Consider the following 23,304-nt stretch of genomic DNA (forward strand, 5'->3'; position numbering starts at 1 on the left):
GCGGCAGGCCCTGATCGAGGGATGTCGCAATGCGAATTTTCTTCCCAGTCGCGGCTTTCCATGCCAATGTCGCATTTCGGCAAGCTGAAGCGCATATTACAAGCGACGAATATGCGTGCCTTAATGCATGTCGCCCAAAAGTGCGCAGCGGTTTGAGGCTGGACGATATGCACGGAGGCGACGACCTGAAGTGCATCGCAGGAATTCGATCTATGCAACGTGCTTTAGCCTGGGAGGTTCTATGCACAAACCGCTGACGAAGAAGCGCTCGCTCGTCTTCTTTCTGGTGCCCAACTTTTCGATGCTGCCCTTTTCGGCGGCGATCGAGACGCTCCGCATCGCCAACCGGATGCTCGGTTACGAGGCCTATACGTGGCGTCTCGCCTCGACCGACGGTCAAAAGGTCTATTCGTCTGCCGGCATTGCACTCGAAGTCAACACCTCGCTCGCCGACGAACGCAAGTATCTCGGCGGAGAAAGCCGGCCGTCCATGGTACTGGTCTGTTCGGGCGTCTATGTCGAGAATTTCCAGAACAAGTCGGTGAATGCATGGCTGCGCGAGGCCTATAACCGCGGCATCGCGGTTGGCAGTCTCTGTACCGGCGCCCATGTGCTCGCCTCGGCGGGCCTGCTCACGGGCAAGCGCTGCGCGATCCATTGGGAAAACCTGCCGGGCTTCTCCGAGAGCTTCCCCCAGGCCGACGTGTATGCAGACCTCTATGAAATCGACGGCAACATCTATACATGCGCCGGCGGCACCGCCTCGCTCGACATGATGCTGAACCTGATCGATCAGGATTTCGGCGAGAACCTCGTCAACCGCGTCTGCGAACAGGCCCTGACCGACCGCGTGCGTGGGCCGCACGACCGCCAGCGGCTGCCGCTGAGGGCGCGCCTCGGGGTCCAGAACGCCAAAGTCCTGTCGATCATCGAGCTGATGGAAAGCAACCTCTCCGAACCGCTGTCGCTACTGGAGATCGCCGAAAGCGCGGACCTGTCTCGCCGCCAGATCGAGCGACTTTTCCGTCAGGAAATGGGCCGGTCACCTGCCCGCTATTATCTCGAGATCCGCCTCGACCGCGCCCGGCACCTGCTTATCCAGTCGTCCATGCCGGTTGTGGAAGTCGCCGTCGCCTGCGGCTTCGTCTCCGCTTCGCATTTTTCGAAGTGCTATCGCGAGCTCTACAACCGCTCGCCTCAGCAGGAGCGCGCCGAGCGCAAGTTGACTCTGCAGATGGCACGGTAGATCGCCCCGTTGTCCCTTCGGAACGATGGAACGGCAGGGCCTTCATCTGACGGGCACCGGCAACTGCCGGTGCTGATTTCCGCGGTGGCAGGCCCTGCGTCCTCTACTGAGTCCCGGCCCGAAGCAAGCGCCGGTCGCCCGGACCGCCCGAATGGGCGGTCGTCCTTCAGGCCGGAATCTTGGTCCCTGCGTTCAACGTTCTCATCTTGGTGAGAGTATCGAGGTTCTGATTGACCCGGCAGTAGAATTCCTCGTTGATGAAAGGACGGGTGACGAAATCGTTGCCGCCGGCTTTGAGGAACCGAGCGGAAAGCAGCCGGTCTGTCGACGACGACACACCGATGATCCGCAGCTGATGCGGGCCGTAGGCAGCGCGGATCCGCCGCGTAAGTTCGAAACCGTCGATATCGGGCATATGGTAGTCGGTGATGACGAGGCCGATGTCGGACGTGTTCTCCAGGATGTTCAGCGCCGCAGAGCCGTTTTCCGCCGAGCTCGTTCTGAAATTGTAGCGCTTTAGCTGCGTCGTCAGCACGGCCCGGGCCGTCGCGCTATCGTCGACGATCAACACGTGATGCTGTTGGTTCGTCAGGAATCGGCAGACGGATTCTGCCAGCATATCGACAGCAAAAACGCTGTCCTTGATGACATAGTCGACAATGTCCTTGGCGAGGATCGCCTCGCGCGTGCTCTCCTGAAACGAGCCGGTGAAGACGACCGTCGGCACGCTCATTTCGATCAGATAGGTGAGCGCCTCTCCGTTCTCGGCGCCTGGAAGGTTGATATTGGAAATCGCGAGAGATGGTGCGAAGGAAGCGTTTTCGACCGCGAACTGCAAGTCCTCGTAGTCACGACAGACGATCACATCGATATCGAAAAGCTCCTTCAGCCGCTTCGAGACCATCGAGGCAAAGAGGTTGGAGTCCTCGGCAAGCACGATACGGTGTTCGCCGAGGGATTCACCGGAAAAGTACATTCCGGAAACGCCGAAGAATGACATTGATCGCCTATAAAAAGAGTGTCCCCGGAAGGCACCCTAGGAGCAAAACGCTTTATCCGGTGTTAATGGGCGCGCTCATCCAATGTCGGCGAAGGCATCCCTCAAACGAAGACGACATCATCCGCAGAAAGGTCGGCAAGTGACACGTTGTCCAGCAAAAGACCGAATGTATCGGATCCATTGAAGGCGATGTAGAGCCCGTCTTCGGTCTCGGTCGCGGCGGCAATCAGGTCGGCGAAACTGTCGATGCGCGTGGTGTCGTGTGCATATCCGATAAAGCGCAGCAGGTCGCCGCCGTCCGTATCGAAATCCGTGATACGATCCACACCTGCGAACGAAACCGTATCGGACGACCAAAGGAAGGTATCTGCGCCCGCTCCGCCGGTCATGACATCGTCGCCCGCGCCGCCCCAAAGGAGGTCGTTTCCGCCGCCGGCGTCCAGCCTGTCGTTGCCGTCGTTGCCGGCGAGCTGATCGTCGCCTGCAAGCGTGCGGATGGCATCATTCCCCGAGCCGCCGGACAGCTCGAATCTCTCGATATTGGTGAAGATCAGCGACGTGCCCAGCATGCCGGTCGAAGCGTCGAAATTCGTGCACGGCAGGGGATCGACGACGCGCAAAGTATCGCTGCCGCTTCCGCCATCGATGAAGCCGGATGGCGCAGTCACCTGTATGAGGTCGTCGCCGGCGCCGCCGTCGATAACTATCTCTCCGTCGCCGAAACGCGTTCCGCCGTAAATCTCGTCGTTTCCATCGCCGCCCACGAGCACGTCGTGCCCGCCGGCACTGATCAGTATGTCATCACCAGCGCCGCCATAAAGGGCATCGTCGCCGCTTCCGGAGGCGATATAATCCCTGCCGCTGCTGCCGGTGACATAATTGTCGCCCTCACCCATATGGGCGGTGAGCGAAGACAGATTTCCGGCGATTAGCGTATCACTGCCGCTGCCGAGATCCACGCTTGCAACCTCGATCCCGCTGATCAGCGTGCCCGTCGAGGCAACCCCCCGTCCGAAATCGATAGTGACGTCGTCGGTTCGTCCTTCATCGAACATGGAGAGTCTATCCCAGCCGCTCCCGCCGTCGATCACCGCGGAGGAAAGCGTGGTGATGATGATGTCGTTATGGTCGCCGGCAAAGATCCGGTTCGCGCCGACAGTGTCGTTGATGATGTCGCCGCCGCTGCCTGTGTCGATCGCGTCGTCGCCCAGCATGCTGGTGCCGTCGTCGCCGTCTACGCCATATGGGCCCACAATGTCGTTCCCGGCACCGGTCGAGATGATGTCGTCGGTGGCGGCGCCGAAGATCCGGTCGTTGCCGCTGCCGGTCGTCAGCACCAGCCTCTCGATGCGGTTGAAGAAGATGTGTTCCCAGTTCGCCGTGTTGTAGCCGATGATGCCGTGACCGTGCTCGCCGCTGAACCGGACGTCGGAGCTGACGCTCGACAGGTCGACCACCAGCGTATCGACGCCGGCGCCGCCCGTAACCGCGCCGCCGGTCCCGATCAGGCTGATGAGATCATCTCCCTCGCCGCCGTCGAGCCGGTCATACCCGCTCCTGCTTGTCAGACGATCGTTTCCCGCCCCGCCGTCGACGAGGTCATCGCCGCCGCCGGCTTCGATCTCATCGGCGCCGCTCAGGCCCCAGATGCGATCCTTCTCCTCGGTTCCGGACAGCGTATCGTCTCCGGCAGTCCCAACGACTGTAGTCATGTCGCTCTTCCCCCTGAAATACGACGCACGCTACTAATATTAAATTCCAAAGCATAAATCGAGATGCAGCCAAAAATAATTTTCGAGTTATAAATATAGATTACATTACTTCAAATATAAAATTACTTTATCCGCAAGCCGAAATGCGACCTGACCGCCTACCGATTTCCGTATAGAATGCGCCCATGAGCGAAGCCCAAACCCTGTTCGATGTGCTACGCCATTCGGCAAGCACGGAGGTCGCCGACGCATTCGAGCGGCTCGTTCGGGATGCGCCCGATCACAAGCTCTGCCGCATCAATGCGCTCGCCTTTGCCGCGCGCGAGGGCCTCGACGAGGAAGAGACGATCGCAGGCTTTCTGCATGCCTCGCGCCTGGGCATTTTCGAGCTTTCCTGGAACGTGCTCTGTCCGGGTTGCGGCGGTGTACTCGACGCCAACACGTCCCTTAAGACGGTGCAGAGTACGGAGTATACCTGCGCGCTTTGTGCCGCCGGTTACGAGCCGACGCTCGACGAGATGGTCGAAGTCACCTTCACGATCAGCCCGCGCGTGCGCCACATCGGGGCACATACGCCGCATGAATTGCCGCCGGCCGAATATTTCCGCCAGATCTATTGGGGATCCGGCATCGATCTGCCGGAGGAGGATTACGAAGCAAGGGTCGACGAATTCCTTCTGGAGGCGCTGGAACTGCCGCCTGGCGAGAAAGCCGTGATCTCGCTGCAACTTCCCCCGGAATTCGTCATCATCTTCGAGCCGGTGACGCATGCCGCCCAATTCCTGGATGTGAGCGGCGAACCCACAAGGGAAAGGAGAAGTCTCGGGCTTGTCTTCGATCGCTCGCACCGCCATCACGAGACGCTGAGCTTGCCGCCTGGCCCCTTGCGCGTCTCGGTGGAGAACCACGCCGAAGTGCGTACCCTGCCCTCGATCTGCGTGGCCGGCGAAGCGTTGCATGCTCTGCTCGGCCGCCGCCGGCCATTTCTCACCGCCAAGCGGCTGCTCTCCAACCAGACCTTCCGCGACATCTACCGCACCGACACGCTCGATGTGGACCAGCGGCTGAAGATCACCAGCCTTACTTTCCTCTTCACTGACCTGCGCGGCTCGACGGAACTCTACGAGCGCGTTGGCGACCTCGCGGCCTTCGACCTGGTGAGAACGCATTTCAACGTCTTGAACGAAATCGTCGCGGCCGAGGCCGGCGCCGTTGTCAAGACGATCGGCGATGCGGTTATGGCAACCTTTCCGACGCCCGACCGGGCCATTACCGCGGCAATGCGGATGCGGGAGGCAATGCACGAACTCAACGAAGAGCGCGGCAGCGAGGATCTGCTCCTCAAGATCGGCATTCACGAGGGGCCGTGCATCGCGGTGAACCTCAACGACAGGCAGGATTATTTCGGCCAGACCGTCAATATCGCCTCGCGCGTTCAGCACCTCGCCACTTCGCGAGAGATTTTCGCGACCGGCTCGGTCCTCGAAGATCCCCGAGCATCCAGCCTGCTCTCGGATCGCGGCCTGAGCCCTATGGCGCACCATGTGACGCTAAGAGGAATTGCCAACGAGATCAGTATTTTTGCAATTCCGTGAGCAGCACTGCGCCGCACTTTCGCGACTGTCCTGAAATTTTCCGGACCGCTGTCGGCATCGGCTCTCTCCGCACGTCCTAGAGCAGTTCCGGGAAAAGTGCACAGCAGTTTTCCGCTCGGAATTGCAGAAAAACAAAGGCTGGAGCGTTTTCGCGATTCGGAGATAAGCGGAAATACTTCAGCTTCGGCAACATTGCGATCAAGGAGAGCCGGAATGAGAAAGATCACCGTTGGCGCATTCGTAAGCCTTGACGGAGTCATGCAGGCGCCAGGCGGACCGCACGAGGATCCGGTCGGCGGCTTCGGTTATGGCGGCTGGGCCGTCCCCTATTTCGACGAGATCATGGGACAAGCCGTGGACGAGATGTTTTCCAGGCCGTTCGATCTTCTGCTCGGGCGGAAGACCTATGATATCTTCGCCGCACACTGGCCCTATGCCGGGCCCGACGATCCGATCGGTCCGCTCTTTGACCGGATCACCAAATATGTCGCCACGCGCAACCCCGACCTGAAGCTCGACTGGCAGAACAGCCGGACTCTCGGCTCCGACCCGTTGGAGACGCTCCGGAGGCTGAAAAGCGAGGATGGTCCCGACCTGTTGACGCAGGGTTCGACCGATTTCCTGCAGACCCTGTTCCGCCACGATCTGGTGGACGAGATGTACATCTCGTATTTTCCGGTCGTGCTCGGAAAGGGCAAGCGGCTCTTCGGTGAGGGCGCAATGCCTATGGCTTTGAAGCTCGTCGGTTCGAAAGTCTCCGGGACCGGCGTCACCGTCAATAAATACGTCCGCAGCGGCCCTGTCGTGCCGGGTTCGTTCGAGTTCGAGCAGCCGACCGAAGCGGAGCTGGAGCGGCGAAGGAAGTTGAGCTGATCTCCGGCGAAGTGCGTCGTTCGAAGCCTCGAGTGTTCCGATGAAACACTGAAACCTAACCCCGATGCTGGGCTTCGGCCCCGCATCCCTTACCCATTGGCGCGGCTCAGCTTACAACTGCCGTCGGACCGACGGCAGACGCCACCGCGGGCGTCATTTTACCACGACAGAGCCGTTGACGATCTCGATCGTCTCGTCGCCCTGAAGCCCGAGGCGATCGCCACTGGGCGCAGTGACGAAGCAACCGCCAGGGCAGATCACTTCCGTCGCGCCTGCATCGATCGCCACCTCGATCCGGCTCTCCCCTTCGACGATCACCAGAACAGCAGCCTCCCCGTCCTTGTTTGTCACGGTAGCGGAATAGGCCACGCCGCCGGCCGACAGCACGGCGGACACCAGAACAACAGCAAAAGCTTTCATCGCATTCGGCGCACAAGCACCGTCCCCTTTCGGCCGGTTCGCCCTCCCGGGAGACGACGCCGGCCACCCCTCTAGCCTCGACCAGCCTACCGCAGAATTTCACCAGGGGTAACCCGTGCAGGAAGACAAAGCGGCCGCCTGAGCGGATCGGAGAGGACCCGGAAACCCGGTGATCAATCGTGTGTCTTGCGAAAAAGCCGATTAGTTGTCCCCAGCGCACTTGATCCATCGATTGCTGACGGTCTATGCGTTTGCGACGCCGCCGGCGTCACGGGGACAATAGGGATTACCAGATATGGAGATTTTCACTTCCGCCGGCCTGGCGGCACTGCTGCAGGTCATCGTGATCGACCTGGTGCTTGCGGGCGACAACGCCGTCGTCATCGGCCTTGCGGCGGCCGGCTTGCCGCTGGAGCAACGCAAGAAGGCGATTCTCGTCGGCATCCTCGCCGCCACGGTTCTGCGCATCGTGCTCGCCATTTTCACGGTCCAGCTTCTTGCGATCATCGGGCTCCTGCTCGCCGGTGGACTTCTCCTGCTTTGGGTCTGCTGGAAGATGTGGCGCGAGATTCGCTCCGGCGGCCACGAAAGCATAGATGGTCTCGAAAATACGGGCGCCTCAGGCCCCAAGAAGACTTTCAAACAGGCGGCAACCCAGATCGTCATCGCAGACGTCTCCATGTCACTCGACAACGTCCTCGCCGTCGCCGGGGCCGCTCGAGAACATCCAACGGTGCTCGTCTTTGGTCTGGCGCTCTCTATCGCGATGATGGGTATTGCCGCGAGCTTTATTGCTCGTCTGCTCAGCCGCTACCATTGGATCGCCTATATCGGTCTGGCAATCATCCTCTACGTCGCTCTCGACATGATCTACCGCGGCGCGCTGGAGGTCTGGCCGCACATCGTGCCGGTGGCTCAGGCATTGGCTGGCCTTTAAAGCACTTCCAGGAAAAGTGTGTAACGGTTTTCCGTCCGGAAGTGCGGAGGTTAGAGTAGAGCATTTCCAGGAAAAGTGCGCAGCTGGAAGTGCGTAGGTTCAAAGTGTCGGGAGCGTTTCACTGCTATGAATCAGTGAAGCGCTCTGGCGCTACAGCCCGCCGGCGCCCGTGCTTGGCTTCAGCCGGATCAGGCCTTCTCTTCCTCGATAGCCGAAGGTTCGGCGCCCGCGCTTCCGGCTTCTTCCTCAGGTGTCACATCCTCGATCTTCATCGGGAATGGTGCGCCGATCCCCTCGTCTCGAAAGCGCTCATAGATCGAGACGCGAAGGTCGTTGCGCACGCCGCCGGCCGTCAGCACGTCAGCGACATAGATGCGCAATTCAAACATCATTCGCTCGTCGCCGAAGGCCGTGAAGCCGACGTTGGGAGCCGGATTTTTGAGGATCATCGGATGGTCCGCGGCGATTTCGTACAGCAGTTCGATGACCCGGCGCGGATCGCTGGCATAGGTCACCGTCACCGCGATTTCCGACCGGCCGAGCTTGTTACGGTGCGTCCAGTTTCCGACGGAAGCGTTGATGAGCAGCGAATTCGGCATCATGATCGACTGATGCTGGAAGGTTTCGATTTCGGTCGCGCGGACGGAAATGCGCCGCACGAAGCCTTCGGTCGTGCCGCTGACGATCCAGTCGCCCACCTTGAAGGGCCGCTCCACGAGCAGGATCAGCCCCGAAACGAAGTTGGAGACGATGTTCTGCAGACCGAAGCCGACGCCGAGGGATAGAGCGCCGGCGACGAGGGCGAGGCTCGAAAGATCGATGCCAGCGGCAGATAGGCCGATGAGGCCGGCAAGACCCACTCCCATATAGCCGATGCCGGTACGAATGGAGTTGCGCACGCCTGCGTCTACACGGCTGCGCGCCATGACATTGCCGTCGATCCAGCGCTGCACCCAGCGCGTGACGAGATAGCCGAGCGCGAAGAGAAGGATCCCGGTGAGAATGCCCACCATCGAAATCGTGATCGTACCGATCCTGATTTCCGTCAGCACCCGATAGGCCCAGGACTCGATGTCTGCCATCTTGAAACCCCACTGCAAGAGCAGCAATGGAATGAAGAACAGCAGAACGAGCACATAAATGCCGAGGCCCGCAAAGAGGCCGAACTGGTCAAGCGCGACCGCCTCCAGATGGAAGCGGCGTTCCAGGTAGCGACCGGCTATCGTTTCGGCAAAGGCGCCCTGTTTGGAAACCGACTTTCCGGTGAGGATACCGATATAGATCGTTACGAGGATCGCGCTCGTGACGATAATTTGGGTTGCGATGAAGCGTGCCAGTCCGACATAGCCCGATAATGCGATCGCGATGAGCGCCGCGCCCAGCAGGACGAAGGACACCGAAATCATCCGCGGCCACGGACGGCCTCGTGCATCGTAAGGCTCGTCGGGCCTCAGCATCGGGCGGATCCACGCCATCGACATCAGAATAAGTCCGATGATGATCGACGCCACGAAGCTTTTGGCAATCGTCAGCACCACCGGGGAGCCGAGAGACTCGCTGACGCTGCCAAGCAGGTAGTCGAGCCCGTTGACGAGCGCCATCGCGAAGATCGGTACCATCAGCATTTTCGCACCGCGATCCGAGACGCGCACGAGCCGCCAGCTCGACCGGTTCGGCGACAGCACCGCGCTTGCCAGCCTGGCGATGAAGAACAGCGCGACGCCCATGGCCAGCGTGATCGCAACGATCGGAGCGATATCCGGCCGCAAAACATTGAAACTGCTGAGGAAGAAGTAGCTCGACATTGCGAAGGCGGTGAGCGCCAGAGTCGGGATGAGCGTCGACCAGAACGCCAGCGAAAGCTGCCGGAAATAGGTAGGCTCGTCGTCTTCCTCTCGACCCATCAGGATAGGCGAAAAAAGCCGATAACTGCCCAGGAGGAAAAGTAGAGCGGCGCAGATCGAGAGGAAGATCGCACTCAGCAGGGGTACGCGCTTGTAATTCCAGGCGAATGTCAGCCATCCGCCGATGCTGCGCGACAGAGCCATCGCTTCGTGGACCGTCGCAGTGGCGGCCTCGCTGAGCATCTCCGCCGAGACATCGGTGTATCGCAGCAGGGTGTTGGAGAAGATCGCCCGGCGCGTCGCGGTGATTCTGTTGGCAAGTTTCTTCGCCTCGATCGAAAGGTTCTCCGCCCTCCCCGTCAGAGCATTGATCGCGCCACGCTCCGCAAGGAGCCGCTTGCGTTCATCGGTGATGACGGAATCTTCGGGTGGCTGTCCCTCGGCAGGAGGATCGCCGAGCTCCGCGAGCCTCGCCTTGATTTCGTCGAGCCTCGGGCGCGTGGGGACAGAAGCGGCGATGATCTGCTTCGAAAGCTCGTCGACCTGTACCTTGAGCTCGGCGAGCACGGCATCGTCGTCTTTGACTGCGTTGGTTCGCTCGATGAGACGCTTCAGCTCTCGGTCGGTTTTGGCAAGCTGGTCCTCCGCCTGCTGCAGCACAGGCGATGCGGCATCCGGCGCCCGATCAGTTCCGGTCTGCGCCGGTTCGATCTGCGGCGCGGGCTGGGCGGACTGGGTCGGCTGGGCCGGCGCGGTCTGCTGGGCGGGCGCGGTCTGCTGGGCGGGCGCGGTCTGCTGGGCGGGCCGGTTTTCCTGAGCGCTTGGCGCGGGCTCCTGCGCAGACGCGGATCCGCCGGCTGCGAGCGTCAGCACACCGAAAGACAGGGCTATGGAAAGAACCCTTAGTTGCTCCAGGAGATGCAATTTCCTATCCTTCGATAAACCCTGTGCCGCGCAGAACCGTCCCAAGCGTCCCCGATTACCGATCTGCACACGCATAACGGCAAAAAGATGCAAACTCTTCGAGATCGCGGCGGCCCGTACCGCCTGGCGGTTCAGCCCTCTTCGGAGCGCCTGGCGTAGTCCGCCAGCAACTGTTCGTAATCCTCCAGCGGTGGCAGGGCCGCATAGCTATGAACGGCGGATGTGCTCGCCCATGGAAGTTTCTCGCTGGTCCAGGTTTCGATAAAAGGCCGATACCAGCCGGCATCGTCGAGCATGGTCGCGCGAAGGTTGACGAACCAGTCCATGCCTTCCGGCCGCGTGAACATCCAGCTCATGCAATGGGGGCAAAAATAATGTCGCGTCGCGCCGCGGAGGCCGCCGATGACGGGCTCGCCGCATGTAACCTCGAAACCTTCGCTCGGAATTGCAGCGCTCAACGAAAACGCGCTGCCAGTCATCCGCTGACAGCCCGTGCAATGGCACGCCATCGTGACAAGCGGCGGTGCACTCACCTTGATGCGCACCTGTCCGCAACGGCATCCCCCATGCCAAGGCAGCTCTCTCGCACTCATGGCTTCCTCCTGATTCCAGCGTCTTCGCCTTGATTCATGTCTAGAACCCGGCACCCGGCTGCGCGAGATACTCCTCCTCCGCCGGTGATGACGTGCGGGCGAGAATGCAGTTGCGATGGGGGAAGCGACCGAATCGCTCGATCACGTCCCGATGCCGGATCGCATAGTCCAGGTAGTCGGCATCTCCGAGTTCGGTGAACAGCTTGACCGACATGGTCTGGTCGACCAGGTTTTCGGAGTGCTCGAAGGGCATGTAGAAAAATGCGCGCCATTCCTTCGGAACTGCCATGTCGGCGCTCGCACCGATAGCAAGCTTCGCCTCGCGCAATGCCAGGCAATCGGTGGCAAAGGCCAGCGGCGACCCGCGAAACATGTTGCGCGGCATCTGATCGAAAAGGATAACGGCCGCCAGCCAGTTCTGCGGGGTCTCGCGCCAGACATTGTCGAGCTTTCTGGACAGGGCCAGGTGCGACGCCTGAAATCGCCGTGCGCACTGCTCATCGAGTCCGGGATCCGGCGTAAACCAGTGGTCATAAGAAAGTTCGGTGAACCAGAACTTCAGCACCTCTTCCGGCGTACAGATCTCGATATCGCCAGCCATGACGGGCTCATACCTCCTATTGCCAGAGCACTTCTAGAGCACTTCTGATAAACTGTGTAGCGGTTTTCCGTCCGGGAATGCGCGATCGAATCGAGTGGATACCGCTGCCGCCGCAAAGCGGGCGGCGATCAGGCCGTTTCCACTGAAACTGCGGTTGGGCAGGCATTCTGTCTTCGCCGTGGTTCTATCTCCTCCTCGGCAGTCTAACGCAGCGGCCAGATCCACATCAGCATCGGCACAGCGACGGCCACGATCACGATGGATAGCGGCAGCCCGAGTCGCGGGTAGTCGCTGAACCGGTAACCGCCGGGTCCCATCACCAGCGTGTTGCATTGGTGGCCGATCGGCGTCAGGAAGTCCGAGCCGGCGCCGATCGCAACCGCCATAAGGAAGGCGTCTGGTCGGTAGTCGAGCGCCGCCGCAAAACTGGCGGCGATCGGCGCCATGACGAGCACCGTTGCGGCATTGTTGAGGAAGGGTGTCACCGCCATGGCTGCGAGGACCATCAGGGCAAGTGCCGCCGCGGGCGGCAGGTCCGAGGCTATACCGCTCAACCAGCCGGCGATCAGGTCCGAGCCGCCCGTCGTGCGCAACGTGTCGCTGACGGGGATCAACGCCGCAAGCATGACCAGGATCGGTCCGTCCACGGCCCGGTAGACGTCGCGCAGAGGAATGACGCGAAACACGACCATGGCAAGCGCCGCAGCAAAAAAAGCGATTTGCACAGGCACGACGCCGACGGCGGTCGCCCCCATCGCGGTCGCCAGCACGAGCAGCGGCACGGTCGCACGGCGAATGGTGCCGAGCAGAATTTCCCGTTGCGCAAGCGGCAGGCAGCCGAAGTCCTGGAGGAAGGATGGCAATTCGCGGCGGGTACCCTGCAGCACGACGATGTCGCCGGCCCGCAGTCTGATGCTGCCAAGTCTCTGCTTCAGTCGTTCGCCCTGGCGGCTCACGGCCAGCAGGTTGATGTTATGATTGTTGAACAGCGCCAGGCGCTGTGCCGACATGCCTATGAGCGGCGAGCCGGTGGCAATCACCGCCTCGATGGCTTCGGTCTCGGCTTTCGCCTTGTCATTCGGCGTCGGCGAGCGATCGCCGGAAATCTTGAGCTTTGCCTGGGAGACGATGCGGTCGAGCGCAGCCGGACCGCCTTCGAGCAGCAGGATATCGTCCAGTTCTATGACGACATCGGGCAATGGCGCCAGATGCGTGCCGCGACGGAAGACGGCGATCACCACGGCTCCGCCATCGCCGATCTTGACCAGATTGCTGATCGGTTTGCCGATCACCGGCGATCCGGCAGGAACCACCGCCTCGGAGGTGTAATCGGTGATCTCGATGGCATGATCCAAACCGACCTGCTGGCCCTTGCGCTCCGGCACCAGGCGATAACCGAACAGCAGGAACACGGCGCCGACCAGCGCCAGCGAAGCGCCGACGGGAGTGAAGTCGAACATGGTGAAACTCTCGCCGGTCAGTTCCGCACGCACCCGGGATACGACTACGTTGGGGGAAGTGCCGACCTGCGTCATCAGGCCGCCGATAAGCGAGCCGAACGCCATCGGCATGAGGAAGACCGACGGCTGCACGCCCGAGCGACGCGCGAACTGGAACGCGACCGGAATCATGATCGCCAGCGCCCCGATGTTCTTGATGAAGGCCGAAAGTACCGTGACGGTGACGACAAGCAGAGCAAGCTGCGCCCTCACCGATTGCAGATCCGGCAGAAAACGTTGAATGGCCGCGTCGACGACCCCGGAACGAGCCACGCCCGCGCTGACGATCAGCGCGCTGCCGACGATGATGACGATATCGTCGCTGAAGCCGTCAAAGGCGTGATCGAAAGGCACTATGCCGACGGCTACCGAAAGCATCAGCGCTGAGCAGGCCACGATGTCGTAGCGAAAGCGCCCCCACATGAAGACGATCATCATCGCGCCGAGCACGAGAAACGAAAGGGTCTGTTCGGCGGTCATGGGCAGTACCTGAGCAGCGACTCGTCGGAAAGCGGGATTGTGTTTGCAGGCCCATTCACCGATACCGAACCAAACGCGCGATACCACCCGAAGGTTCGCACGATGTTCCGCATGTATTGGCGGGCCTCTGCCATTACATCCTTCAAAGATTCCTGCCTATGCAATCGAAATATCGCGAAATCCCCCGCCAAACACGGGAACTCCCGGCGAGCACGCCGAACTTCCCGGTTTCTTTGCACGTTGTCGAATAAGGAATAAGCTTGTGCAACTCATATGGGGCGAAGCATGTACATGAACCGCAACGCGATGCAATCCGCCGCAGCCTACTGCATCTTCCCTGAAACCGGAATAAATCCCGGCAACGGGGCGACCGTCCAAGGCGATCCAGGGCATCCTCGCGCGCCCGTCAGGAGGCGCGGCGCCTTGAGCGCTGCCGTCATTCTCGGGGCGGCCATTGCGATGAGCGCCTGCACATCGACGCAAACGGTTGGCCACGGCCCGAATCTGGAACCTATCCCGGGCAGTATCACCTATGGCGGCCAGCCGCGAACGAAGCTGACGAAGGCCCCGATCGGCAGCATGGTGCCGCATCAGTTCTTCGACTCCTATGGTCACCGTGTCTATGAGACCTATGTCATTAATCCGGACCGCTCGCTGCGACTGACCAGCCGCCGCATAGATTACGACATCTTCAGCGACTGAACGCCGGCGAGAATTATGCAAGTGGCGAGGATCGTCATGAAATATGTTCTTCCTTTCCTGTGCGCGCTCACACTTCTGACCGGCTGCGAGGCGACCTCGATGGGCTATTCCCCCTATTTGGAGCCGATTCCCGGCAGCATCACCTACGGGGACCAGCCGCGCACCAGGCTTACCAAGGCACCGGTCGGCAGCATTGTGCCGCATCAGTTCATCGACCGGTTCGGCCGCCGGGTCTACGAAACCTATGTCATCGAACCGGACCGGTCGTTGCGGCTGGTAAGCCGCCGCTACCGCGACCTTCCACTCTTCGACGACGATTGAATGGGCCCTGCAGTCCCTGCGCTAGTCCCCGTAAGGCCATCACTGATCTTTGAATGGGAGCGCTTGCGCTCGGCACTGTGCGTTCGTATTTCGGGTGTCGGACTCACCAAAACCGCCGAGTGCGAGTCCGAGCGGACCGACGGGGCATGTTTGCAGCGTCTTCGAGCTATGGACCGAAAGAGCGGGCGCTAGCCATCGTCGCATCGTCTGCATTGTGATGGCGGGCTACCGCATCCGCCATTTCCAATTGCGCCGTTACGATGCGGGAAGAAAGCCCTCTATCCTGTCTTCATCAGCATCAGTAAGCGTTTTGCCACATCGGCAAAGGTCACGCCGAGCGCGGCCCCGCCGATGCCGATAACGCCGAGAGCGCCCATCCCCATCAGCTTCCATTTGCGTACGTCTTCTGTCACGGGCTTCATCGCGGCAATATCGTCCTTGACGAGCATCATCGAAGCTTCGAGCGTCCGCATGCGCTCGACCAGTTCGTCCATCCGGCGCGTCATGGATACGCGGCCGGCATCCGAACTGTCCTCCGATCGGCGCAGGTCCTCCCGCAGGTTCTTCACCTCGGCCACCAAGGTGCCGAGCTGCTGGTACACGCCGGCATCAATCATCTCCGCCTTCCCCGTGTTTCGCGCATTCCGCCCGCGTCCAGACGGATGCCGCGCAGAGGCCGACCACCGTGCGGTCGATCTTGCGCTGGTCGCCCTGCGTAGCGCCGCGCGCGCCGGAAAGCTCAGTTCCGACGATGCTGCGAAGGCCACTCACATCGGCCGGTCCCGAAGTTCCACAGCCCGCCAGAAGAAGAACAGACATCGTAGTCAAAGCGCTTCGCGTCAGCGCTCTTTGCTGCCTCATAGTTCTGCCTTTCGATTGAATCACGGACCGCTTGCGCGGCATCTGAACGGATTTCGTGTATGGCCCAGGAAATTCCGGCCAGGATCAGGGCGCCGATGACCAGATTGCTCCACGGAAACGTCATCGCGTAAGGCCCAGGGCATCGCGGACCGCCGGCATCGACCAGATGGCGTAAACGGCAAAACCGACGATTACGGCGAGGATCGCAAGCTGCACACGCCAATCCAGCGCGACGAGGTTCAACTCCTTCAGCGCGGTGACGAGCGTGCCGCCGGCCGTCAGCAACCACGTCCAGAAGCGGCCGGACCGGGAAACGGGCTTGTTGCGCGGGCGCGCCGGAACCACCAGCGCCGGCTCCTCGCCCGCGCCGTCCGACGCATCCTCTCGTGAACCGGCTGCCAGCACCGAACGAAGCACGGCCTCCAGCTTTTCCGGCCTCACCAGCGCCTTGTTGAGCCCGTCGCCGGCGTAATAGGATTGCCCTCGCCTTATCCGCTGCCGGTCACCCTGGCTTTCGGCGAGAACCGGCAGCGACGCCCATTCCATGGCCAGGCGCCTCGCAAATTCAACAGGGCCGATTTCGCCGGAGACAAAGGCCGCAAAACCACGGCGGTTCAGAAGGTGAAGGGCGAGCTTGTCCTGAAGCGCGGGGTCGAAACGCTGATCTCCGCTGAGCCACGGCAGTTCCTTGGAAAGACCGACGAGCGTGGCCCGCATGACCTGATAGGCCCCCGCCGCACTCGATCCGTGCGCCCTCGACCATCCCTTCTGAGCGCCCAGCACTTCGGCGACCGTCATTTGGGTAAGCGGCTTCGCCAGTTTCCCCTGCTTATGTCCATAGATCACGTCGTAGGACGCACGGCCGCTGCTGCCGACTTCCGCCTTCCGGATAAAGTCGAGCAGCATCGCCGCGCCTTGCGGCACGGTTTTGGTCATGGGTTTCCTTTCTGCTGAAGATTGCAGGTCGTATTGGAGACAGGAGACGATACGGTCGCGAACTGGCTGCCGCCTAAGAGGCCGCTTGGCGCTCTGACGCCGACGAGCCCCGTTGCGGATCGTCCTGCCATTCGATATGTGCAAGCTAATTCAACGATAGAGACAAAATCAGTGACCAAGCCGAAGGTCGTCGTCGTTTTCCCCGTCTACAATGGCGAAAAGACACTCGTCAGCAGTCTGCGGTGCATTGCAGAACAGACGTTCGACGCCTTCGAAGCAATCATTCTCGACAATAAATCGACGGATAAGACGGTCGACATAGCCGAGCAATTTTGCAGATCGGATGATCGCTTCTCCGTCGTCAGGTGCGAAGAACATGTAAGCGCGATAGAGAACTTCGCGAGAGCAGTGCAACTCGGCGCAGAACGCGGAGAATACTTTTGCCTGCGTGCATGTGATGATCACTCTTCGCCGGATTTCCTGGCTCGTCTGGTGCAGGCACTGGACCTCAATCCCGAAAAGCTTCTGGCTGCATGCCCGACCAAGCTGGTGGGACCAGGCGGAAGCAGAATCAAGACCCCGAACGATACCGCCTTCGATTTTACAAGGAAGTACGTGTCCGGTCAGGTTCCAAGAAACCTGACCTTTCCTGCTGAGTGGATCTACGGTCTGTACAGAGCCGACGCAAAAGAACTGCTCATGTCGCGCTGGTTCGAACTTGGAAATCCTTGGTGTTTTGCATCCTACGTCGTGTCGGAGCTGGTGGTTCTAGATCTCGTCGTATACGTCGACGGACCCACATTTGATTTCACCTTGGGCTCAGGGTCTGAGCAGCGCTATGGCGCCAAGCGTTTCCGTGACAGACTTGGTCAGCGGCTGAGGTATACTGTAGGCTGCTACAACCTGAGGAAAAAACTTCCGGCTGCCAGCCTTCTGACACGCTTTAAGTTCTTCCGAATGTGTTGGAACGATGCGCGTCGCAAGACCCGATATAAGCTTCTTTGGATCTTCTAAATCGGACAGTCGCGACGAAACAGCCCGCAGAGCAGTCGAGTATCATCAGTCGGCCCGCCTGCGTGAAATCGGCTGCAAAGATGGTTGTGGCCTGTAGTTCGAAGGTCTGAAGGTCGATGGTGCCGAGGTCAAAATAGCAAAACCCGCGTACTGCGGGCCATTCGACTGGATAAGCGGAAGACCGGCGCGACGTGCACGGACACGGGTATCTCCAGAGCGAGCATGATCCTGATAAGACAACTGCCGGCTGGAAGCAGGACCGATGTATTCAGGTGTCGCTAACGGCGGGAAGACTCTATAAGTCGACACAAGCCAACCACATTTCGTCAACCTGTTCGTCGGAGAGACCCAGCGCGGCGGTAACGATAGCGATCAGCGGGTGCATTCGATTAAAAGTGGTGCCGTATTCCCATTCGATTTTCGCGACCTCCTTTGCGGTACTTTCTTGCATTCTCTCAATCGCCGCGGCGACCTGAACTAGGGTAAAGTCGTTATTGACGAGACCTAAACGAAATTGACGCGAGGTCAGCAAAGGTAGCGATGTACGAGTCTCGTTCGCCGTGGGCGGCACATAGCTGTGAACCGGGAATTCGGGGTGCCGCATCATCCACATTCGAATAGCTGGGTTCGCACCAACAGAGTCATTTGGCGTCGAAACATAGTGCTCAAAACGGTCTTCGACGCCGTTGACGCTTAGGGTGACATCAAGCACGTAAGTACCAGGGGCCGCCATGTCAGTGATCTTGTGGACGGCAACAACTTCGAAAGTAGACTTTTGCACTTAAGCAACCCTTTGCATAATGTTGTACTCGCCGTTCGCATTGACTACCCCGCGCGAACGCCAAGTACCAGCCAACGCTGCTCCTGCGTGCGGGTGGGTCGAAGGGACGTAGTACCTGTTGATGGAGTTGTTGAGCGCGGGGCTGCTGGCTGCGTTGCGCGCGATGTTGGCATCGTTTCCCATTACCACAATGTGGCCCAGCGGGAAGCTTGTGTCGTTTGCTCCGGTCCCCGTATAAACCTCCGCCGCAGTAAACCCGAGGGCATGGGTGTGGCTGGTAGACGTGACGGAGTTTGTCGTCGAGTTGGTGATGTCGCCAGGTGTGCCGAGCGTCAGCGTGCGGTCCGCCGCAAGCGTGCCGCCGCCGGTCAGACCGTTGCCGGCGATGACCTGTTTCGCGGAGTTCGCCGGCGTGTATCCATAGATCGAGTTCAGATCGGCGGAAGAGAGATTGCCCGAGTGATAGACGACGTATTCGGCGCCATTGACCTGGAATTCGAGGCTGTCGACTCCCCCTGAATTCTTCAAGGTGAGGGCCGTGTCTCCGCCGGTCGCGACATCGTTATAGAGGCGTAGCCCCTGGTTGTCGCCGGTCCCGTCGACATACTGGATGTAGGCTTTGCGGGTGGTCGTTTGGTAAAACGAAATGTACGGATCGGTCGTCGTCGACGAACCGGTGAGCCGAAGCGCCTCACTGCCTGAAGCAGTCTCTCATTGGCGCGCGTCGGCGCGGTTTCCATCAAGGCTTGCGCTATCAGATCGCGTGTCTGCGTGTTCCGGCCAGCGATGGCGTTGGCGCTGCGCGTGAGAGCCTGGATCGCCGCCCCCTTAATTCCGCCCGTTGCAAACGCAGTGATCATCGTCGGATCGAACCCGCCTACATCGGCGATATCCGCCATGTTGTCGGCCACCCTCGGCTGAGTGAGTTGGATATTTCCGCCGCGCACCGACTGCCCCGGCGAAAGCGGCGCCGTCGATGGTTGCGGCGCTGCCTGGCTGCCTCCCTGCGGTCCCTGCTGGCCACCGTTAGGCATGATAGGCTGCACGACTCCACCGCCTTGGGACGGCGCCCCGAACACACCTTGAGGGGTTAGGAAAATCAGTTCACCGTTCGGGCCCGAAATCGTCTTCCTGGCGGCGAGCTGCTGCGCCTGCTCCGGAGTCAGCTGCCGGCTATCTATGAGACCGTTCAAGGCCTGTGCCTCGACAGAGTTGCCGCTGAATCGGAACGCGCCTTCAGGCGCATCGCTCCTCGGAGGCGCAATCCAATCGCCAGTATTCAGATCGTAGACGTTCCCATTGCCGGCGTTGATCAGTGGCTCGCGTTTGGGTTTTTTCGCGTCCTCCAATTCCAGTCGGCTCTTCTCAAGCCCGAGCTCATAGGCCGGGCCGTTGCGTTTCGCTTCATGCTCATAGCGCTGGCGCTCCATCCACATCTGCTGCTCGCGGGCGCTCTGCTGCTGCTGCTGCATCCGCTGCTGAAGCATCATATTCGCCACGGCCTTGTCCTCCGGCGTGGAGAACGGATGCGTGAGGATTTGGTAAAGGAGTTCTTCGGAAGAGCCTCCTTGCGGTGCCTGCTGCGGTGGCGGCGGCTGCATCTGAGTCTGGGCGACCAGCTGCGGCGGGACAGCGGGAGCGCCTATCTCTACCGGGGGCGGGAGCGGCGGGGCCGGCTGCTGCGGCTGCCCGCCGCCCGGAGCGGTCGGAAAGACTGCATTGCGTTTGGCGAATCCGGCCGCAAGCCCCGCGCCGAGCATGCCCAGGCCGCCGCCGATGGTCTGCGGCAGGGCCTGTCCGAGAATTTGCGCCCGCAACCGCTTTGCCAGTTCTTCGCGCGAATCGGGCTTCGCGCCCTGGTAACCCGTATAGCCGCTCATCCCTTGTTTCCTGCATTGAAGAGCGCGCCGTAGTTGACCTGACGGAGGCCATCAGGCCGGCGCGACACAGCATGGCGTCTACCTCTGTTGACGGCGTGGTTGCGCCAGTCGTCATCTGTGAACGTGAAAATGATTTCCGCTTCCTCCCGGCCTCTCAGGCGCGGGATGCGGTAAGCCTTGAAGCCGAAACGCTCGGCTATTTCGGTCATCACGGTGTTACGCTCGGAAACCCGGAGGACGGCCATCTGGCAGCCGATCCGGCCGAAGGGGTAACCGAACATGGCCTTGAGCATCGGGCGTGTCAGCCAGCGCTTGCTGGTCGAAGCGGACGAAAGCTCTATGACGCCGGCCTCGGGCGCGTAGTTGTGGAAGACGACGCCGGCGACGAGGCGCTGGCCCTCGATCATGCCCAGCGTCGTGAAATGCTCGAAACCTCGATCGCAGCCCGGAATGCGGCTGGCGACGAAGCGGGCGATGGCCTGATTGACGTCGGGGTTCGATGCCCCGCCCCAGATCAGGCTCAAGCGCTCGCCTCCCCGACCGAGACCTGCACGGTGGCGAGATCGACCTCGATATCGAGCTTGAAGTTCCCGCCCGAGGTGATCACGCAGCCGACCGCGATCATGTCGCCGGCCGCCCGCACGTTCTGCCGGAAGTCGTAGCGCTGCACTTCGGAAACGCCGTCCCATATCGCCACGTCCCACAGGCCGACATCCCATTCCGACGAGGTCGCATCGCCCTCGCTCACCGCATTGAACGTCGGTGTCGACCGGTCATAGTCCGCCCTGGCGAACAGTCTGACTTTCGGCTTCGTTTTCGCCCGGAAGTACATATGCGCCATCGTCGCCGTCGCCCGCTGCCCGAACTGGGCGGCCGGCGAGAATTGCGAAAGATAGGTCGCCGAAAAGGTCAGACCGTCATCCGTGCCGCCGGCGTCCCCCTGCCACATGTAGCCGTCGAGCGAGCCGAAGAAGAGCCCGCCCTGCAGCGTCTCGTAGCAGAGCGCCTGCCAGTTGCTGATCGTCGACCAGCGGCCGGTGAGCACGTTCAGGACGAAGGTCGTGTCGCTGACCACCGTGTTTTCCGGAAAGGCTACGAAAACGAGGTTCTGCTCGGGCCACTGCTTCAGCGTCCAGCCGGTTCCGGTGGCGTTCGCGGCTCGGCGCCAGTCATCCTCAATCGGACGGGAGACGGAGACGAGCGAAAGCGCCTGCCGGTCGCGCTGGAAAACCTGCGACATCGGCGTGAGCCCGTCCGTCGTGGCAATGAGGATGTCGCCCCCTGCCCTGATCCAGGCATTTTTGCCGAGCGGCTTGCCGATCTGATAGACGCCCTTGAGGGCGAAGTCGGATGCGCTCGACGGATCGGAGCCCGCATAGACGGCGATCTCGCCCTCGGTCGAGACGAAGACGCACATGTCGTTGAGTCCGTCGCCGCTCTCCAGCGACCAGGAGAAGCCGGTCAGCAGAGAACCGCCCTTTTTCATCACGCCGCCGAGCGGAAACAGGGCCGCCGCCCCGCCCACCGCGTTCACCGGCAGGTAATAGGCGTCCAGCGTGCCGTTCTTCAGGAAGAACTCCCGGTTTTTGAACAGCCAGCCGTAATTCAGCTGCGCCATCGTCGTGCCGTCGGTGAATGTTATGGCCGGCGCCGTCGTCCAGCTTGTGCCGTTATAAACGGAATTGCCTTCGCGCTGATGCGGCCGGCGCTCGACGATCAGGTCGGCGAAGGGCACCTCGTCCCATTCGTCGTTCGAGAGCAGGTTCTCTTCGCCGGTGCCGCCGGCGAAAACGAGGCGGCGCAGCTCCGCGATTGCGCCGCGAGCTGCTCGCCGCTGCCCTTGTCGTGCTGCAATCCGTCATGCGGCCATGCCCAGGGCATCGCCGCTCCCCAGGGCTTCAGTGCCGCCGCATGGATGATCGGCGTCGCCTCCCGCTCGCGATAGATCTTCGTCACGTGGAAGACGTCCGCATCCCGGTCCCAGGCGCAGCCGACCGCCGCGAAAGGATGATCCCAGCCGAAGTCGAGCCCGCCGATCTGCACCCAATGCCTCGGAACATCGAAGGGATCGACACGTATGCTCTCCTCGGTCACCGGAAAGATCCTGCCGGATCCGAGCGCCGGAACACCTCTGGTGCGCGCCTCGCGCTCGTGGGCGGGATAGCTGTCGATCACCCTTTGCCGCTCCTGCGGCGTATAGTGCTCCGCATCCTCGATCGTCATGGTAATGACCGCGCGGTCCTTCGATTCTTCCATCAGATATCTGGCGACGACCGCGCTCATGCCCTTGAGCGGCGTGAAGGTGACCGCGATGGCGCCGCGTGTGGCGTTGGTTCGGGTGATCCCCTCGAAGTAGACGTCCTCGGGCGGCTCCTCGTCGAACCAGACGTAATCCACCGTATTGGCCTGCCATTTGGCGCGGCCCTGTTCGTATGCCTTGAAGAGCAGCGTCGACGCTCTGCCCGAAACATGCCGCACCGTCACGCTGTCGAGAGCACCGGAAGCGCCGGCGCGGCGCGTCGTCGCCTTGATCGCCGCCTTCGGGAGAAATCCGGTGCCCCACTCCTCCTCATTCAGCGGTGGGCCGACCAGCAGCCGTTGCACCCCGTCACGCGTCAGTTCGTAGGACTCCGAGCCTGCCAGCATGACGATTGGCCGCTCGAACCGCCTGCCCTGCCACCAGTCGGGATAGCGCCCGGTCAGATGCATCGCAGCCTCCGCTGCGCCGGCCAGCGTCTTGCCGAGCTGGTTGCCCGCCATGAACAGCCGCTCGCGATAGGAAATGCCGGCCGCATGAAACTCCGACTGCTTGACATAGGGACGATAGGCGGAAAGCATGTCCGTTCTTCTCCGGCGGTGAAGCTCCGCCAGCAGCAGCAGCTGTTCCTTGAGCATTGCGGAAAGGCCGGGCGCACCGTTCGGCGCGGATGGTTCGGGTGTGCTCATCCGTGAACGTGCCTCTGGTTTTTGAAGGTTGCGGTGCCGCCGGCGCTCTTGCGTTCGGGCCGAATCGTCTTCCTTCTGCGCGCCGCGGGCGCCTGCCTGGACTGCGGCCGAATAAGATCGATAATGATCGCCCGGCATT

The 23,304-nt window shown here is 61.1% G+C and carries 22 protein-coding genes and 1 pseudogene; 7 read left to right on the plus strand and 16 right to left on the minus strand.

The window, feature by feature from the left end; all coding sequences use genetic code 11:
- The first annotated feature begins 241 nt into the window (after positions 1-241).
- Positions 242-1,246 (plus strand): GlxA family transcriptional regulator, encoded by a 1,005-nt coding sequence (locus tag SINAR_RS0120415; RefSeq protein ID WP_028000787.1) that lies wholly within the window; start codon positions 242-244, stop codon positions 1,244-1,246.
- A 166-nt stretch (positions 1,247-1,412) separates the two neighbouring features.
- Here SINAR_RS0120415 and SINAR_RS0120420 read toward each other — a convergent pair whose 3' ends face one another.
- Both SINAR_RS0120420 and SINAR_RS0120425 read right to left on the minus strand, forming a co-directional pair.
- Positions 1,413-2,246 carry a response regulator gene (locus tag SINAR_RS0120420; RefSeq protein WP_028000788.1) on the minus strand — a complete coding sequence of 278 codons (834 nt, stop codon included), beginning with the start codon at positions 2,244-2,246 and terminating at the stop codon, positions 1,413-1,415.
- 101 nt (positions 2,247-2,347) lie between these two features.
- The gene (locus tag SINAR_RS0120425) at positions 2,348-3,958 is read right to left on the minus strand and encodes an SMc04171 family calcium-binding repeat protein (protein WP_028000789.1); all 1,611 of its coding nucleotides are present in this window, start codon (positions 3,956-3,958) and stop codon (positions 2,348-2,350) included.
- Between the two features lie 185 nt (positions 3,959-4,143).
- Between SINAR_RS0120425 and SINAR_RS0120430 the strand changes: the two genes are divergently transcribed.
- Positions 4,144-5,553, plus strand: a complete 1,410-nt coding sequence (locus SINAR_RS0120430; RefSeq protein ID WP_028000790.1) for an adenylate/guanylate cyclase domain-containing protein — start codon at positions 4,144-4,146, stop codon at positions 5,551-5,553.
- A 213-nt stretch (positions 5,554-5,766) separates the two neighbouring features.
- Positions 5,767-6,426 carry a dihydrofolate reductase family protein gene (locus SINAR_RS0120435; RefSeq protein ID WP_028000791.1) on the plus strand — a complete coding sequence of 220 codons (660 nt, stop codon included), beginning with the start codon at positions 5,767-5,769 and terminating at the stop codon, positions 6,424-6,426.
- 153 nt (positions 6,427-6,579) lie between these two features.
- Here the strand turns inward: SINAR_RS0120435 and SINAR_RS0120440 are convergent, their stop codons facing one another.
- Positions 6,580-6,846, minus strand: a complete 267-nt coding sequence (locus SINAR_RS0120440) for a hypothetical protein (RefSeq protein ID WP_028000792.1) — start codon at positions 6,844-6,846, stop codon at positions 6,580-6,582.
- Positions 6,847-7,141: 295 nt separating this feature from the next.
- Between SINAR_RS0120440 and SINAR_RS0120445 the strand changes: the two genes are divergently transcribed.
- Complete coding sequence (locus SINAR_RS0120445) at positions 7,142-7,783, plus strand: TerC family protein (RefSeq protein WP_028000793.1); 642 nt, start codon at positions 7,142-7,144, stop codon at positions 7,781-7,783.
- A gap of 188 nt (positions 7,784-7,971) precedes the next feature.
- Here SINAR_RS0120445 and SINAR_RS0120450 read toward each other — a convergent pair whose 3' ends face one another.
- The 4 genes from SINAR_RS0120450 to SINAR_RS0120465 form a co-directional block, all read right to left on the minus strand.
- Positions 7,972-10,644 carry a mechanosensitive ion channel family protein gene (locus SINAR_RS0120450; protein ID WP_028000794.1) on the minus strand — a complete coding sequence of 891 codons (2,673 nt, stop codon included), beginning with the start codon at positions 10,642-10,644 and terminating at the stop codon, positions 7,972-7,974.
- Between the two features lie 38 nt (positions 10,645-10,682).
- Positions 10,683-11,144, minus strand: coding sequence for a GFA family protein (locus SINAR_RS0120455; protein ID WP_028000795.1), 462 nt, complete (start codon positions 11,142-11,144; stop codon positions 10,683-10,685).
- A 40-nt stretch (positions 11,145-11,184) separates the two neighbouring features.
- Positions 11,185-11,745, minus strand: a complete 561-nt coding sequence (locus tag SINAR_RS0120460; RefSeq protein ID WP_028000796.1) for a DUF924 family protein — start codon at positions 11,743-11,745, stop codon at positions 11,185-11,187.
- A 203-nt stretch (positions 11,746-11,948) separates the two neighbouring features.
- Positions 11,949-13,724 carry an SLC13 family permease gene (locus SINAR_RS0120465; RefSeq protein ID WP_028000797.1) on the minus strand — a complete coding sequence of 592 codons (1,776 nt, stop codon included), beginning with the start codon at positions 13,722-13,724 and terminating at the stop codon, positions 11,949-11,951.
- Between the two features lie 459 nt (positions 13,725-14,183).
- On the opposite strand from SINAR_RS0120465, the gene SINAR_RS1000000137865 reads away from it, so the two are divergent.
- Both SINAR_RS1000000137865 and SINAR_RS0120475 read left to right on the plus strand, forming a co-directional pair.
- Positions 14,184-14,426 carry a hypothetical protein gene (locus tag SINAR_RS1000000137865; RefSeq protein WP_150824042.1) on the plus strand — a complete coding sequence of 81 codons (243 nt, stop codon included), beginning with the start codon at positions 14,184-14,186 and terminating at the stop codon, positions 14,424-14,426.
- 36 nt (positions 14,427-14,462) lie between these two features.
- Positions 14,463-14,747, plus strand: a complete 285-nt coding sequence (locus tag SINAR_RS0120475; protein ID WP_028000799.1) for a hypothetical protein — start codon at positions 14,463-14,465, stop codon at positions 14,745-14,747.
- 278 nt (positions 14,748-15,025) lie between these two features.
- On the opposite strand, the gene SINAR_RS0120480 is transcribed toward SINAR_RS0120475, so the two are convergent.
- The 3 genes from SINAR_RS0120480 to SINAR_RS0120490 all read right to left on the minus strand — a co-directional run bounded on the left by SINAR_RS0120480 (position 15,026) and on the right by SINAR_RS0120490 (position 16,544).
- Complete coding sequence (locus SINAR_RS0120480; protein ID WP_028000800.1) at positions 15,026-15,364, minus strand: DUF1515 family protein; 339 nt, start codon at positions 15,362-15,364, stop codon at positions 15,026-15,028.
- Entirely contained in the window at positions 15,357-15,608 is a 252-nt protein-coding gene (locus tag SINAR_RS0120485; RefSeq protein WP_028000801.1) for a hypothetical protein, read from the minus strand. The genes SINAR_RS0120480 and SINAR_RS0120485 overlap by 8 nt, the downstream gene beginning before the upstream one ends.
- A gap of 120 nt (positions 15,609-15,728) precedes the next feature.
- On the minus strand, positions 15,729-16,544 hold the full coding sequence (locus SINAR_RS0120490) for a lysozyme family protein (RefSeq protein WP_028000802.1): 816 nt from the start codon (positions 16,542-16,544) through the stop codon (positions 15,729-15,731).
- 171 nt (positions 16,545-16,715) lie between these two features.
- On the opposite strand from SINAR_RS0120490, the gene SINAR_RS0120495 reads away from it, so the two are divergent.
- Positions 16,716-17,558, plus strand: coding sequence for a glycosyltransferase family 2 protein (locus tag SINAR_RS0120495; protein WP_028000803.1), 843 nt, complete (start codon positions 16,716-16,718; stop codon positions 17,556-17,558).
- A gap of 295 nt (positions 17,559-17,853) precedes the next feature.
- Here the strand turns inward: SINAR_RS0120495 and SINAR_RS0120500 are convergent, their stop codons facing one another.
- The 6 genes and pseudogenes from SINAR_RS0120500 to SINAR_RS01000000133740 all read right to left on the minus strand — a co-directional run bounded on the left by SINAR_RS0120500 (position 17,854) and on the right by SINAR_RS01000000133740 (position 23,303).
- The gene (locus tag SINAR_RS0120500; protein ID WP_033057772.1) at positions 17,854-18,291 is read right to left on the minus strand and encodes a hypothetical protein; all 438 of its coding nucleotides are present in this window, start codon (positions 18,289-18,291) and stop codon (positions 17,854-17,856) included.
- 48 nt (positions 18,292-18,339) lie between these two features.
- Entirely contained in the window at positions 18,340-18,867 is a 528-nt protein-coding gene (locus SINAR_RS01000000133720; RefSeq protein WP_050577528.1) for a hypothetical protein, read from the minus strand.
- Entirely contained in the window at positions 18,864-20,219 is a 1,356-nt protein-coding gene (locus SINAR_RS1000000137870; RefSeq protein ID WP_234710623.1) for a hypothetical protein, read from the minus strand. The genes SINAR_RS01000000133720 and SINAR_RS1000000137870 overlap by 4 nt, the downstream gene beginning before the upstream one ends.
- Positions 20,216-20,743, minus strand: coding sequence for a GNAT family N-acetyltransferase (locus SINAR_RS01000000133730; RefSeq protein ID WP_234710624.1), 528 nt, complete (start codon positions 20,741-20,743; stop codon positions 20,216-20,218). Before SINAR_RS01000000133730 ends, SINAR_RS1000000137870 begins: the two co-directional genes overlap by 4 nt.
- Positions 20,740-22,032: pseudogene (locus SINAR_RS01000000133735) on the minus strand (portal protein); the annotation flags it as partial. The gene SINAR_RS01000000133730 and the pseudogene SINAR_RS01000000133735, both read right to left, overlap by 4 nt.
- A complete protein-coding gene (locus SINAR_RS01000000133740; RefSeq protein ID WP_502362166.1) occupies positions 21,936-23,303 on the minus strand; it encodes a terminase large subunit domain-containing protein in 1,368 nt (455 codons plus the stop codon). The pseudogene SINAR_RS01000000133735 and the gene SINAR_RS01000000133740, both read right to left, overlap by 97 nt.
- Position 23,304 lies beyond the last annotated feature (1 nt).

The organism is Sinorhizobium arboris LMG 14919, assembly GCF_000427465.1.
GTDB classification, from domain to species: domain Bacteria; phylum Pseudomonadota; class Alphaproteobacteria; order Rhizobiales; family Rhizobiaceae; genus Sinorhizobium; species Sinorhizobium arboris.

Coding starts and splice junctions, on each gene's coding strand:
- SINAR_RS0120485 (WP_028000801.1), bottom strand. CDS start 15,608: ATGAGGCAGCAAAGAGCGCTGACGCGAAGCGCTTTGACTACGATGTCT.
- SINAR_RS0120460 (WP_028000796.1), bottom strand. CDS start 11,745: ATGGCTGGCGATATCGAGATCTGTACGCCGGAAGAGGTGCTGAAGTTC.
- SINAR_RS0120500 (WP_033057772.1), bottom strand. CDS start 18,291: ATGGCGGCCCCTGGTACTTACGTGCTTGATGTCACCCTAAGCGTCAAC.
- SINAR_RS0120465 (WP_028000797.1), bottom strand. CDS start 13,724: ATGACCGCCGAACAGACCCTTTCGTTTCTCGTGCTCGGCGCGATGATG.
- SINAR_RS0120490 (WP_028000802.1), bottom strand. CDS start 16,544: ATGACCAAAACCGTGCCGCAAGGCGCGGCGATGCTGCTCGACTTTATC.
- SINAR_RS0120430 (WP_028000790.1), top strand. CDS start 4,144: ATGAGCGAAGCCCAAACCCTGTTCGATGTGCTACGCCATTCGGCAAGC.
- SINAR_RS1000000137870 (WP_234710623.1), bottom strand. CDS start 20,219: ATGAGCGGCTATACGGGTTACCAGGGCGCGAAGCCCGATTCGCGCGAA.
- SINAR_RS0120480 (WP_028000800.1), bottom strand. CDS start 15,364: ATGATTGATGCCGGCGTGTACCAGCAGCTCGGCACCTTGGTGGCCGAG.
- SINAR_RS0120415 (WP_028000787.1), top strand. CDS start 242: ATGCACAAACCGCTGACGAAGAAGCGCTCGCTCGTCTTCTTTCTGGTG.
- SINAR_RS0120435 (WP_028000791.1), top strand. CDS start 5,767: ATGAGAAAGATCACCGTTGGCGCATTCGTAAGCCTTGACGGAGTCATG.
- SINAR_RS0120455 (WP_028000795.1), bottom strand. CDS start 11,144: ATGAGTGCGAGAGAGCTGCCTTGGCATGGGGGATGCCGTTGCGGACAG.
- SINAR_RS0120445 (WP_028000793.1), top strand. CDS start 7,142: ATGGAGATTTTCACTTCCGCCGGCCTGGCGGCACTGCTGCAGGTCATC.
- SINAR_RS0120425 (WP_028000789.1), bottom strand. CDS start 3,958: ATGACTACAGTCGTTGGGACTGCCGGAGACGATACGCTGTCCGGAACC.
- SINAR_RS0120420 (WP_028000788.1), bottom strand. CDS start 2,246: ATGTCATTCTTCGGCGTTTCCGGAATGTACTTTTCCGGTGAATCCCTC.
- SINAR_RS01000000133740 (WP_502362166.1), bottom strand. CDS start 23,303: ATGCCGGGCGATCATTATCGATCTTATTCGGCCGCAGTCCAGGCAGGC.
- SINAR_RS1000000137865 (WP_150824042.1), top strand. CDS start 14,184: ATGAGCGCCTGCACATCGACGCAAACGGTTGGCCACGGCCCGAATCTG.
- SINAR_RS0120440 (WP_028000792.1), bottom strand. CDS start 6,846: ATGAAAGCTTTTGCTGTTGTTCTGGTGTCCGCCGTGCTGTCGGCCGGC.
- SINAR_RS0120475 (WP_028000799.1), top strand. CDS start 14,463: ATGAAATATGTTCTTCCTTTCCTGTGCGCGCTCACACTTCTGACCGGC.